This window comes from Paenibacillus sp. SJS-P3 (assembly GCF_056711585.1).
Map to the genome: position 1 here is coordinate 1,107,109 of NZ_CM160043.1, position 12,343 is coordinate 1,119,451.

General features: G+C 59.4%; 13 protein-coding genes. 10 read left to right on the top strand and 3 right to left on the bottom strand.

The features are described 5' to 3' along the window. Nucleotides 1-4 precede the first annotated feature (4 nt). Nucleotides 5-1,195 (bottom strand): ROK family protein, encoded by a 1,191-nt coding sequence (locus AC06G8_RS04985; RefSeq protein WP_480284601.1) that lies wholly within the window; start codon nucleotides 1,193-1,195, stop codon nucleotides 5-7. A gap of 213 nt (nucleotides 1,196-1,408) precedes the next feature. Between AC06G8_RS04985 and xylA the strand changes: the two genes are divergently transcribed. The 3 genes from xylA to AC06G8_RS05000 all read left to right on the top strand — a co-directional run bounded on the left by xylA (nucleotide 1,409) and on the right by AC06G8_RS05000 (nucleotide 4,812). After that, nucleotides 1,409-2,722 (top strand): xylose isomerase, encoded by a 1,314-nt coding sequence (xylA, locus tag AC06G8_RS04990; RefSeq protein ID WP_076359798.1) that lies wholly within the window; start codon nucleotides 1,409-1,411, stop codon nucleotides 2,720-2,722. After that, nucleotides 2,715-4,211 carry a xylulokinase gene (xylB, locus tag AC06G8_RS04995; protein ID WP_480284602.1) on the top strand — a complete coding sequence of 499 codons (1,497 nt, stop codon included), beginning with the start codon at nucleotides 2,715-2,717 and terminating at the stop codon, nucleotides 4,209-4,211. Before xylA ends, xylB begins: the two co-directional genes overlap by 8 nt. Before the next feature lie 199 nt (nucleotides 4,212-4,410). After that, on the top strand, nucleotides 4,411-4,812 hold the full coding sequence (locus tag AC06G8_RS05000) for a hypothetical protein (RefSeq protein ID WP_447662610.1): 402 nt from the start codon (nucleotides 4,411-4,413) through the stop codon (nucleotides 4,810-4,812). Between the two features lie 125 nt (nucleotides 4,813-4,937). Here AC06G8_RS05000 and AC06G8_RS05005 read toward each other — a convergent pair whose 3' ends face one another. Then, nucleotides 4,938-6,221 (bottom strand): BaiN/RdsA family NAD(P)/FAD-dependent oxidoreductase, encoded by a 1,284-nt coding sequence (locus tag AC06G8_RS05005; RefSeq protein WP_447662611.1) that lies wholly within the window; start codon nucleotides 6,219-6,221, stop codon nucleotides 4,938-4,940. A 283-nt stretch (nucleotides 6,222-6,504) separates the two neighbouring features. On the opposite strand from AC06G8_RS05005, the gene AC06G8_RS05010 reads away from it, so the two are divergent. From AC06G8_RS05010 to acpS, 6 genes are all read left to right on the top strand, one after another. Beyond that, nucleotides 6,505-8,184 (top strand): two-component system sensor histidine kinase NtrB, encoded by a 1,680-nt coding sequence (locus AC06G8_RS05010; protein WP_480284603.1) that lies wholly within the window; start codon nucleotides 6,505-6,507, stop codon nucleotides 8,182-8,184. Between the two features lie 81 nt (nucleotides 8,185-8,265). After that, nucleotides 8,266-8,400, top strand: coding sequence for a hypothetical protein (locus AC06G8_RS05015; protein ID WP_268802156.1), 135 nt, complete (start codon nucleotides 8,266-8,268; stop codon nucleotides 8,398-8,400). Nucleotides 8,401-8,404: 4 nt separating this feature from the next. Further along, nucleotides 8,405-8,752 carry a DUF3905 domain-containing protein gene (locus tag AC06G8_RS05020; protein ID WP_480284604.1) on the top strand — a complete coding sequence of 116 codons (348 nt, stop codon included), beginning with the start codon at nucleotides 8,405-8,407 and terminating at the stop codon, nucleotides 8,750-8,752. 174 nt (nucleotides 8,753-8,926) lie between these two features. After that, nucleotides 8,927-9,361 carry a BrxA/BrxB family bacilliredoxin gene (locus AC06G8_RS05025; RefSeq protein ID WP_447662614.1) on the top strand — a complete coding sequence of 145 codons (435 nt, stop codon included), beginning with the start codon at nucleotides 8,927-8,929 and terminating at the stop codon, nucleotides 9,359-9,361. Nucleotides 9,362-9,391: 30 nt separating this feature from the next. Further along, nucleotides 9,392-10,201: an ammonia-dependent NAD(+) synthetase gene (nadE, locus tag AC06G8_RS05030; protein WP_447662615.1), complete on the top strand. Its 810-nt coding sequence runs from the start codon at nucleotides 9,392-9,394 to the stop codon at nucleotides 10,199-10,201. 16 nt (nucleotides 10,202-10,217) lie between these two features. Then, the gene (acpS, locus tag AC06G8_RS05035) at nucleotides 10,218-10,607 is read left to right on the top strand and encodes a holo-ACP synthase (protein ID WP_480284605.1); all 390 of its coding nucleotides are present in this window, start codon (nucleotides 10,218-10,220) and stop codon (nucleotides 10,605-10,607) included. Between the two features lie 81 nt (nucleotides 10,608-10,688). On the opposite strand, the gene AC06G8_RS05040 is transcribed toward acpS, so the two are convergent. Further along, nucleotides 10,689-11,018, bottom strand: a complete 330-nt coding sequence (locus tag AC06G8_RS05040; RefSeq protein WP_480284606.1) for a c-type cytochrome — start codon at nucleotides 11,016-11,018, stop codon at nucleotides 10,689-10,691. Nucleotides 11,019-11,253: 235 nt separating this feature from the next. Between AC06G8_RS05040 and AC06G8_RS05045 the strand changes: the two genes are divergently transcribed. Next, complete coding sequence (locus tag AC06G8_RS05045) at nucleotides 11,254-12,324, top strand: AraC family transcriptional regulator (RefSeq protein ID WP_480285385.1); 1,071 nt, start codon at nucleotides 11,254-11,256, stop codon at nucleotides 12,322-12,324. The last annotated feature ends 19 nt before the right edge of the window (nucleotides 12,325-12,343 follow it).

The following is a 12,343-nucleotide window of genomic DNA, read 5'->3' on the forward strand; positions in this document are numbered from 1 at the left end:
AATTTCACATGGAAGATAGAAGCTGAACCCTGCCGGCCTTGACCCGGTCCAAAAAGGCGCTTGCGGCCAAGTGCGCGGCTCCCCTCACGGCCGACGCATCGCCGAGCTCCGCGAACAGGACGCGCAGGCGGCTGCGGTGGTAAGGGAGCGCGCGGCTCTCCAGCTCGCGGGCAAGCGGGACTTCGAGCCAGCGCTTGGCCCGGCTCAGCCGGTTCCCGATGAGCACGGCTTCCGGATTGAAGACATTGGCGATGGTCGCGATTCCGACTCCGAGCATAGCCCCCGTGCGCTCCAGGACATCGATGATCGCCATATCGCCTGCGTTCGCTCGTTCCATGATTTCATCCAGCGTGCGGCATCCAAGAGGAAGAGCGTTGTCCAGCAGCGCTTGTTCGGAGGCGTACAGCTCCCAGCAGCCCCGGTTGCCGCAGCGGCAAGGCGGGCCGGCATAATCGACGGAGAGATGCCCGAGCTCGCCGGAGTGGCCGGTGGAGCCGCGGTACAGCTTGCCGTCAAGCACGAGGCCCGTCCCGATGCCGATGCCCGCGCTGACGTAGACCAGATGACGGATGCCCGAGCCCGCTCCGAATACCTGCTCCCCGAGGGCGCCGAAGTTGGCTTCGTTGTCGACCCGCACCGGCACGCCGAAGCGGGCTTCCGTCAGCCGGGCCACTTCGGTAGGCTCCCAGTCCATATTCGGGGCGAACAGCAGGGCTCCCGTCTCGTCCACGATGCCGGGAAGGCCGATCCCGATGCCTACGAGGCCGTAAGGGCTGGCTTCGACGACAGCTGCAAGCTCCTCGATAAGCGCGAACAGCAGCTTCATGATGGAAGCCGCCGAACGGGCTTGATGAGGACGCCTGATCTCCTCGAGGACAGCGCCCTCCAGATCTGTCAGCACGCCAAGGATGTAGTTCGCCCCGACGTCGACGCCGACCGTATGTCCGGCCCGGTTGTTGAATACAAGCATGACCGGCTTGCGGCCGCCGCTCGATTGTCCTTGACCGGTTTCTAGGACGAGCTGCTGGTCCAGCAGATCCTGCACGAGGGAGGATACCGTCGCTTTGTTGAGGCCCGTCTTCTCGGATATCGCCGCTCTGGACAAGGGGGCATGCTTCAGTACGGCTTCGAGCGCGATGCCCGTATTGATGCGCCGGATCATTGCCGGATCTCCGGTGGCGGTAGTCGGTTTCATAGGTGCAGCTCTCCTTCTATGTTGCGGCCTGCGGCCGGTTGCTGATCAAGACAAGTATATATCGGATGGGAGAGGAAACAAATGCGGCTTGGATTCGCTTCCGTTAAGTATACCAAAAACAACTTAGTTTGTTTAGTAGACAAACTAAGTTGAACGATGGTAAATTAGATTCCGTAGAGCGTTTACATTTCCGTACTCGGGAGGCAATCATTCATGGGATATTTTGATGGAATCGGCAGCATTCGCTACGAAGGCAGGGACACGGACAATCCGCTCGCATTCCGGCATTACAACGCAAATGAGGTCGTGCTGGGCAAAACGATGGCCGAGCATCTGCGCTTCGCCGTCGCTTACTGGCATACGTACGTAGCCGACGGCTCCGATCCGTTCGGCTCCGGCACAGCGGTTCGTCCGTGGGACAAATTCGCCGGCCTGGACCGCGCCAAGGCGCGCGCGGAAGCGAACTTCGAATTCATGGATAAGCTGGATCTGCCGTTCTTCTGCTTCCACGACCGGGATATCGCTCCGGAAGGCGACACGCTCCAGGAAACGAACAAAAACCTCGACGTCATCGTCGCCCTGCTGAAGGACGGCATGAAATCGAGCGGCCGCAAGCTTCTCTGGAACACCGCGAACATGTTCACCAACCCGCGCTTCACGCACGGCGCCGGTACGGCTCCGAACGCGCAGGTATATGCCTATGCAGGAGCCCAGCTGAAGAAAAGCCTGGAGATCGGCAAAGAGCTCGGAGCCCAGAACTACGTGTTCTGGGGCGGCCGCGAAGGGTACGAGACGCTCCTCAATACCGATGTGGAGCTTGAGCTCGACAACCTCGCACGCCTGTACCAGATGGCGATCGCCTATGCCGACGAGATCGGCTTCGACGCCCAGTTCCTGATCGAGCCGAAGCCGAAGGAGCCTTCCAAGCATCAATACGACTTCGATGCCGCGACGACGCTCTCGTTCCTGCAGAAGTACGGCTTGAAGGACCGCTTCAAGCTGAACCTGGAGGCGAACCATGCGACTCTGGCCGGCCATACGTTCGAGCATGAGGTCCGCGTCGCGGCGATCAACGGCGCGCTCGGCTCGCTGGACGCCAACCAGGGCGATCTGCTGCTCGGCTGGGATACGGACGAATTTCCGACCGACCTGTACAGCACGACACTGACGATGTACGAGGTGCTGAAGGCAGGCGGCCTCGGACGCGGAGGCGTCAACTTCGACGCCAAGGTCCGCCGCGGCTCCTTCGAGCTGGACGATCTGTTCCTCGGCCATATCGCCGGCATGGACAGCTTCGCATGGGGGCTGAAGGCAGCCGCCAAGCTGATCGAGGACAAGGTTCTCGACAAAGTCGTGGAGGACCGATACGCCAGCTTCGGAGAAGGCATCGGGGCAGAGATCGTATCGGGACGGGCGACGCTGGCTTCCCTGGAGCAGTACGCGCTCCAGAACAACCCGATCGTCAACGCCTCCGGACGTCTGGAAGCGATCAAGGCGAAGCTGAACGAAGTGATCTTCCGTGTCTGAGTACGTCATCGGCATCGATCTGGGCACCAGCAGCGTGAAGGCGCTGCTGGTCGACCGGGAAGGGAATGTAGCGGCAGAAGCTTCTCGCGAATATCCGCTGCATAGCCCGAAGGCCGGCTGGAGCGAGCAGGATCCGGAGCAATGGGTAGAGGGAACGCTGGCTGTGCTGGGCGAGCTCGGAGCTTCCGATGCTTTGAAGACAGGAGTTGTGGGTGGCATCAGCTTCTCCGGACAGATGCACGGCCTTGTGCTGCTGGACAAGGACAATCGCCTGCTGCGGCCGGCCATTCTGTGGAACGATACGCGCACGACGGCGCAGTGCCGGGAGATCGAGGCCAGGCTCGGCGGCAAGCTGCTGGACATTACCCGCAATCCGGCCCTGGAAGGCTTCACGCTGCCCAAGATTCTGTGGGTGCGCGAGCAGGAGCCGGAAATCTTCGGGCAGGCGGCGCTGTTCCTGCTGCCGAAGGATTACGTCCGCTACCGGCTGTGCGGAACGATCCGCATGGATTACTCCGACGCCGCCGGAACGCTGCTGCTGAACGTGCCGGAGCGCGCATGGAGCGCGGAGATCCTGGAAGCATTCGGGCTGGACGCATCGCTATGCCCGCCGCTTGCGGAGTCTGCCGAGCAGACGGGAGCTCTGCTGCCGGAGCTGGCCGAAGAGGCACGGCTTCGAGGGCCGCTGGCCGTATTCGCCGGCGGCGCGGACAATGCCTGCGGCGCCATCGGCGTAGGCATTCTGCAGGAAGGGGAGGCCTTGTGCAGCATCGGCACTTCCGGCGTCATGCTGTCCTACGAATCGGATCGCGGGCGCGATTACGGCGGCAAGGTCCACTTCTTCAACCATGGGGAGAAGGACGCTTATTACTCCATGGGCGTAACTCTTGCCGCCGGTTATTCCATGAGCTGGTTCCGCCGGCTGATGGGCGGCTTGCCTTACGAGGAGCTGCTTGAGGGCGCGGATCAGGTGCCGGCAGGCGCCGGCGGACTGCTGTTCGCGCCTTATCTTGCCGGCGAGCGGACCCCGCATGCGGATGCGGCCATCCGGGCCAGCTTCATCGGGCTGGACGGCTCGCATGGCCGCTCCCATATGGCGCGGGCCGTCATGGAGGGAATCACATTCTCCTTGAACGAGACGCTTCATATGTACCGGGAGGCGGGGAAACAGATGAGCGCCGTCATCTCCATCGGCGGAGGCGCCCGCAATCCGCTGTGGCTGCAGATCCAGGCGGACATCTTCCAGGTGCCGGTAACGGCGCTTGCCAACGAGCAAGGGCCGGGCATGGGGGCTGCGATGCTGGCCGCCGTCGGCTGCGGCTGGTACGGCGATCTGCGCGATTGCGCCGCGGCTTTCGTACGCCGAGGCCGGACATACGAGCCGAATGCCGCTGCAGCCGAAGTATATGAGCAGTTGTTCCCGGTATACCAGCAGGTGTACGGAGCGACCCGATCATTGAGCGAGGCGCTCATGCCGTTCAGAAGCTGAACGCACCTATAGCCGCCGCCATGGAAGATCACATCTTCCGGGGCGGCGGCTTTTTGCAGCGGATCGGGAGAGGATAGCAGCTGAACGGCCCGATTTGGACGGCCATTTGGAGAGATATCCTGGCCGGCATTCATATTTTTATCGCCAATTGGTTACCGTAATGCTGCCCAGAAACATCCCAAAAGGAGACCCGATCCCGATGACCGAACGCCATGACCATTCCCTGCTCTTCCGCTTCACGGATTCAGCCTCTGCTTCCGTCGCCGTATCGACGCTTCGCGAGCTTGGATACGATGCCGTCGCTGCGGGCAACGCGGAAATCCGCTTGTCTCTCCACGGCAACGACCTGACGTCCGCCCTTGAAATCGCCTTCGCCCATGGAGGCGAGCTGGACGTTCCGGAAGACACGATTACGATTCCGGCGCATATGGTCAATGAAGATCTGGTCGCTTGGGAGGAGGGCTTCTCCCTGAATTCCTCCTTGCCCGGCGACAGCGCCGATTCCGGCCTCCGCAACCGGGACGAAGCTATGGAAGGCGAGGAGGCTTTTCCTGAACAGGACGCCACGCTCAACTATTTTTCGGGAGACGTCCACATCTGAACCGATGTTGAATCAACTGAATTAGAGCAGGACATCCCGTCATGCACAGCCAAAAAGGCCGTCACCGATCTCTGCCCGTGCAATAGGCGGGAGAACGGAACGGCCTTTTTGGCGATTCAAGACAATCATCGTTGCCGCAGCACCGCTTCCGCCGCGCTGCGGCCGGCATGGTACCCGGTCGTGAAGGCGGCGGTAATATTGTACCCTCCGGTGAAGCCGTGAATGTCGAGCACTTCTCCGCAAAAGTAAAGGCCTTGCTGCAGCTTGGACTCCATTGTGGCCGGACTGATTTCCTTCACATGGACGCCGCCGCCGGTAACGAAAGCTTCCTCGATCGAGAGCGTGCCATTCACCATGACGGGCAGCTGCTTGAGCAGCCTCGCGAAGTCCATCCATGCCGCCCTGTTCAGGTTGTCGTAAGTCGTCATGGGATTGATGTCCGCACAGAGAAGGGCGTATTCCGCCATTCGATCCTGCATGACGGCGGGCAGCACGTTTTTGACCGCCTTCTTCGGCTCGCTGGCTGCCAGTCCGAGCAGCTCGGCATAGAGGGCATCGGCGGATCGGTCCGGATACAGATCCAGGGTTACTTTGACCGGCTGTCCCGATGTTTTCTTCCTTTCCTTGACGACATACTGGCTGCAGCGAAGAGCGGCAGGGCCCGACAATCCGAAATGAGTGAAGATCATGTCGCCCTCCTGTTCGGTCAGCCGCTTGCCTTTGGCGCTCCACACCGTCATGACGATTCCTCGGAGCGAGAGGCCTTGCAGCTCCCGGCTGCGGATGAACGGCTCAGACGAGGTGAGAGGGACCTCGGTCGGGTAGAGCTCCGTGACGGTATGCCCCGCCTCCTCTGCCCAAGGATACGCATCCCCTGTCGATCCCGTATGAGGAACGGACTTGCCTCCTGCGGCGACAATGACGGCCCGCGAGGAGATCGTCCGTCCATCGGTCAGCCGGACGCCCTTGACCTTGCCGTCCTTGAACAGCACTCCCGCGACCTTCTCGTTCGTGCGGACAGCGACCCCTCCCTCGCCTACGTGGCGGACCAATGCGTCAACGACCGATTTGGCTTTGTCCGATACAGGGAACATCCGGCCTCTGTCCTCTTCCTTCAGACGGATGCCGAGTCCCTCGAACATGGCTGCGATTTCCCGGCTGCCGAAGCTGGAGAGAGCGCTGTGGAGGAATTTCCCGTTTCCCGGAATATAGCGGATCAGCTCTTCCGGCTCCTTGTTGTTCGTCACGTTGCATCGGCCCCCGCCCGATATGCCGAGCTTGCGTCCCAGCTTGCTTCCCTTGTCGAGGAGCAGCGTGGCGGCTCCTGCGTGCCCGGCCGCTGCCGCGGCCATCAGTCCGGAAGGACCGCCTCCGATGACGATGACTTCATAAAATTCCTGGCTGGACATGGCTTGATGAAAGCTCCTTCTTCTCTGCCGCATGCGGACAGGCGTATTCAATCTGTTCGCAGATTACCACTGATTCTAACAGATTCCCGGAACAGTTGGAAAACGGCTATGGACATAACGGGAGTTCATCCGAAAAAAAGCTCCTTTCCGTCCCAAATAAATGAAGCGGATGAATCAAATCGACGGCATGAGCCAGAATCTTACAATCGTTGATTGTCAAATATCGCCACCTGTGCTTTAATCGGAGTTATCGAAGGTGCGGAAGGGGGAAACTCGTGCTCTGATGTGGGACAAACTAATTTTGCAAGCATTCGTTTCCTTGCTGCCGATATTTGTCTACCAGCTGTGGATGTACCGGATCAATCACGAACGGAAGTCTGCCGCTTTCTTTTGCGCAGCGTACGGCTTGTCCCTTGTTGGATGTTTTGCCCTGTCCATCCGCACCCAATACGGATTTGACCTCGATTTGCGCTTGCTCCCTCTGTTTCTGGGATCCCTGTATGGCGGCTATCCGGCCGTCGCGGTACTGGGCGTGATTTATGGCAGCTTGCAAATCTCCAGGCTGGACAGCCCGTACGAAACGACCAGCTTCATCCTGTTCATCAGCTTGTTCATCCCGATTATTCTCCTGACGGTCCGCCCGTTCCAGCGAGCGCGGATGAAGAATAAATTACGCATCACCTTTACCTTGATGGCGCTGGCGTTTCTTTATTATGCCGGCACATACATATCGTATTTACGGACATATGAACCGGACGGGCTGAACAGCGGGCTCGCGGCTCTCGCCGGAATCGGCTGCATATACGGAATCGTGACGGCGCTGACGCTGTACACGATCAGCAAAGTCGTGGAGCATCATCAGCTGCAGATCCAGCTAAGGCGAATGTCCTCCAACTACATGAACGAAGTCCATAAGCTCCAGCAGTTCGTCGACCAGATGTCTATGGGAACCGTCATCGTAGATCGTGACGGCAGGCTTTCGCATATCAATGATGCGGCAATACGTTTCAGCGGGCAAGCATTGAAGGGAAGGGACAAGCTGGAGTTTGCGGGAATCAGCTATGAATCCTTTTTCCGAGATCGCGACAGCTGCCGCATCCTCTTCGATTCGGCTCTGGACGGGACTCCGGTGCCTTCCCAGATTCATCAGGAGAGCGATCGCGTCTATCTGCTGACAGCCTTCCCAATCCTGGACCTGCAGGCAGGAGACGCTCCGGGCGCAGCGATGATGATCCAGGACATCTCCGAGCTCAACCAGCTGCGCAACGAGCTCAGCAAAATGGAGCGGCTCAGCCTCGTCGGACAGATGGCCGCAAGCATCACGCATGAAATCCGCAATCCGATGGCTGTCATACGCGGATTCGTCCAGCTGATGCGCGAGCGCAGCCCCGACAGCCAGCAGGAATATTTCCGGATCATTATCGAGGAGCTTGACCGGGCCAATTCCATCATCAACGACTTCCTCTCGCTTGCCCAGAACCGCGTCATCGCCAAGGAGGTCGGTTCCCTGCACCATGTCATCAATGAGCTTCTTCCTCTATTATGGGCGGACGCCAATCTGAGGGGCCAGTCCATCGAGCTGAATTTTGCCGAGGCGATTCCGCTTCTGGAGCTCAATGACAAGGAGATCAAGCAGCTGATCCTGAATCTGGCCCGCAACGGCATGGAAGCGATGGGCGAGAAAGGGATCCTGACGCTGAGCACCCGGCAGAGCGGCAGAAACATCGAGCTGCGGGTCGAGGATACTGGCGAAGGCATTCCGGAGGACAAGAGAGAGCGGCTGTTCGAGCCGTTCTATACGACCAAAGCCCGCGGCACCGGACTCGGCCTGCCGCTGTGCCTCAGCATCGCGGAGCGCCACAACGGCAGGATCGAAGTCCAATCCGTACCGGGGCAAGGCACTTCCTTCATCATTACGTTCGAAGTTCCCGATTCGGTCCAAGGCGGCGGCGCTACGGCATAACGCGGCATCGTTTGATGCATCATAAGCTGAAGCGGCCTGCCTAAGGCGGGCTGCCCATCATGAGACGGGAGCTGAATTGCCATGAGCAAGAACGAGAACGAATCCAAGGAAAAGCTGCAGCAGGAGAGCGCTGCAGCCAAGAACCGCTCCAGCAAGTCCCCGGAAGCGGCCGGCTACGACAAAAAGCTGGACGGACCGAACCGTCCTTCAATTTAAGGCCATGCCGGGCAAGGACCAGCCGGAGCTCGATCCTTACGAGCTGGAGTTCCGTCCCGAATTCAAGACAGGCCGCGGGACCCGCGAGCCGTTCGTCAACGAGCACGGAGTCGTGATCGGGGATCACGATTATGTGTCGGCGGCGTCTCCTCTCGAGCAGTGGTCGGAGGAGACGGACCCGTCTCTGATGGCGGGAGACGAATGGGTGCATCCGTTCAAGGACATCGGCTTCCTGACGGAGGAGAACCGGGATTATTTCGAGCAGGGCATCGAGCCGCGTCCGGGCAGCTTCGGCCACCCGGAGCACAACGCCCTGAGCGGCATCGACGAGGATGCAGGCAAGGAAGAATAACGTCAACGTCCGGAATTGCCGGCCGCTTCGGAGCTGCAAGCATGGAGGCCGCCGAAGCGGCCTTTTCCTATTGGCATCGTCAGACGCAAGCCATGCAGCGGGTTTTCCCAATCGGTGCAGGATGCGCTATAATAGTGGAGAAGGTTATTATTCTCCGAGAGGTGGTAAACAAAGATGTCTATGTCTTTTGAAAGATACATGTTCGATATGGTCCAGCCAATGCGCGACGAGCTGACCCGTCTGGGAATCCAGGAGCTGCGCACGCCCGAGGAAGTGGAGGAAAAGCTTCCGGATGCCAAGGGCACCACGCTTGTCGTCATCAACTCCGTATGCGGCTGCGCAGCCGGACAATGCCGTCCAGGCGTTGCCGACGCGCTGAACCACGACATCACTCCGGATCACTTGTACACGGTGTTCGCCGGCCAGGACAAGGAAGCGACAGCCAAGGCTCGCGAATACTTCGCGCCGTACCCGCCGTCTTCCCCTTCCATCGCTCTGTTCAAGGATGGAGAGCTCGTGCATTTCATCGAACGGCATCAGATCGAGAACCGCTCCGCCGCTGAAATTTCCGCGGATCTGTCCAGCGCGTTCGACCGCTTCTGCCGCTAATCCATTTCCCTTAAGCCAGGAGGAATCCCCGTGAGTCTTCAGCAGGAAATCATTGCCAAGCTGGGCGTCAAGCCAAGCATCGATCCGGAACAGGAAATCCGCCGCAGGGTTGATTTTCTGAAGGATTACGTGAAAAAAGCGGGCGCTTCGGGACTGCTGATCGCCATCAGCGGCGGCATCGACAGCGCCGTCGCAGCGGGATTATGCAAAAAAGCGACCGACGAGCTGTCGCAGGAATCCGGCCGGGAGTACATCACTCTCGGCGTGTTCCAGCCTTACGGCGAGCAAGCGGACATTTCGCACAGCTATGAGGTCGCCGATGCCTTCCAGCTCACCCACCGCATGGAGACCAACATCCAGGAAGCTGTCGACGAGATTGCGCTTGAGGTTGAGCACGGGCTCAAATCCATCGGCATGTCCCGTCACGTGAACCGCGGCGTCAAAGGCAACATCAAGGCGCGCACGCGCATGGTGGCCCAGTACGCGCTGGCGGGAGAGCTGAACCTGCTCGTCGTGGGCACTGACCATGCTTCCGAAGCGATTACCGGCTTCTATACCAAGTGGGGCGACGGAGCGGTCGACATCACGCCGCTCAGCACGCTGAACAAGCATCAGGTCCGCCAGGTGGCGGCCGTGCTCGGCGTTCCGGCCAGCGTCCAGGAGAAGGCTCCTACAGCTGGACTATGGGAAGGCCAGACGGACGAAGGCGAGCTCGGCATCAAATACGACGACAACAGCGCTTACCTCGAAGGACGGGAAGTGGCTCCCGAAGTCCGCGAGCTGCTGGAGAAGCAGTATTTGAAGACCGAGCATAAGCGCACGACGATTCCGGGAATCTAGGGACAACCTAGCCTTCATGATCATCGGAATCGGCCACGACCTATGCGATGTCGACCGGATCGAGGCTCTTTTGGGCGGATCGTCCGGAAGACGGTTCGAGGAGCGGATTCTCGCTCCGGCCGAAAGGGAGCAAGCGGCGGGCTTGGCGGGCCGCAGACGCGCCGAGTTCGTCGCCGGCCGCTTCGCCGCCAAGGAAGCCGTCTCCAAGGCGCTTGGCTGCGGCATCGGCAGCATCTGCGGCTTCCGCGACATCCACGTGCTGCGTTCCGCCACGGGCCGGCCGGTCTGCGAGCTGTCGCTGCACACATGGCAGGCGCTCGGCCTCGCTGGGCAGCCGCTGCTGCATGTAAGCATCACCCATGAGCGAGGGCTTGCCTCCGCTTTTGCGGTCATGGAGAGCGTCTAGCTTTTTCTTTTCCAAGCTTTAGCTCCAGATAGCAAACGCCTGCCTCCCCGATCGGGACGGCAGGCGTTTTGTCGTCTGGAGTCATTTTTTTTCTTTCAGCCATTGGGTCAGGCTATCGATCTGCTCCGGGGTGAGCTTGTCCTTGAAGGGAGGCATCAGACTCCCGCCGCTGCCGATCTGCGCAGCAATCCTCTCCTGCGTCAGGCGGCTCCCCGCATCATGGATATCCGTGTCGGGACCCATCCTGCCCTTGAGGTCCGCTCCATGGCAGGAAAGGCAATGCGATTTGTACAGCGTGACGGTTTCTTTGGGTCCCTGCAGGGCGGAGCCCGTGCTTTCGTTGCCGGAGGACCCGCATCCGGACAACAGCAGCAATGCGGCGGCAAAGGCCGCCAGGCCGAATAAGCGCATAGCGCATTCCTCCTTATCGGTTCCATTATAGCCTCTCGGAGGACGGCCAGCCATCGCTGTCAGACGTTTCCTTTCTTAGAATGATACCACTCTAAGGAAGATTTCCGTATAATTAGCAATGGAACAGCTTCATGGGTCTGTCGGCCCAACACGAGTTCCGGGAGTATTGGCAATGGATAAACCAATGAATCTAATCCTTCAAACCCGGCTTCGGCAAATGCAAGTCATCCATGTTATGGCTGCAAGAAGCGAATGGAAGCCTGGGAGCGTCATAGAAAATTCGAGTCTGGGACATCATTGTCTCGCGCTGCCGATTACAGGCTCTGTGAGCCTGAATGCGGCCGATCGGACCCTTCAAGCCGGACCCGGCCGCATGTACTGCATTCCTCCGGGAACCAAGCAGAACTATATTGTCGATAAAGGCGAAGCTTTTCGCTGCTACTGGGTTCGATTCGTGCTGGATGCCGGCAGCTCAGAGTTTTTCAAGTCCCTGCAGCTTCCCTTGTCTGCAGCTGTGGATGAGCCGGATCAGCTCCAAGGTCATTTCCGGCGCCTGATTTCCTTGTCCGGAAGCATGACAGACGAGCTTATGGCAAGAGCCATCATTATGGAACTCGTCGCTGCCTTTCTGCAAAGAGGGCTGGAAGGGCATTCAAGCGCCGCTGCCGCATCCGAGTTGAGCCGATTCTCGGAGATTCTCGATTATATCGAGCGGCATCCGGCTGACAATCTGTCGGTCGACGACCTCGCCAGTCAGATGTATCTGCATCCGAACTACTTCATTTCCTTATTCCGCAGCTTCACCGGCTGCACGCCGATTCAATACGTCAACCAGCGCAAGATGGAGCATGCCCGCAAGCTGCTTGACGAGAGCACGCTGCCGGTGCGGGACATCGCCAGCGAGGTCGGCTTGACGAGCCCTTATTTCTCGCGGATGTTCAAGCAGCTGATAGGGACTTCCCCGCGCCGCTACAGGCAGCTGATGGAGGAAACGCGATTGTTCAAGATGGAAAAGCCGGATGAGGAGCACCAGACGGGTTCTTTCATCAAGATGGAAAAGCCGGATGAGGCCCACCAGACGGGTTCTTCCATCCAGATGGAAAAGCCGGATGAGGAGCACCAGACGGGTTCTTTCATCCAGATGGATAAGCCGGATGAGGAGCACCAGACGGGTTCTTCCATCAAGATGGAAAAGCCGGTTGCAAGCAATCGTCAGGGTTGCTTCCACTCCCTCAACGAAGAGTTCGGCTGGCTGGATGAAGCCATCGGGTGCGGAAGGACGGCAGCGATCTATTCCATTTTCTAGCGGAAAAGCGGAAACAGCT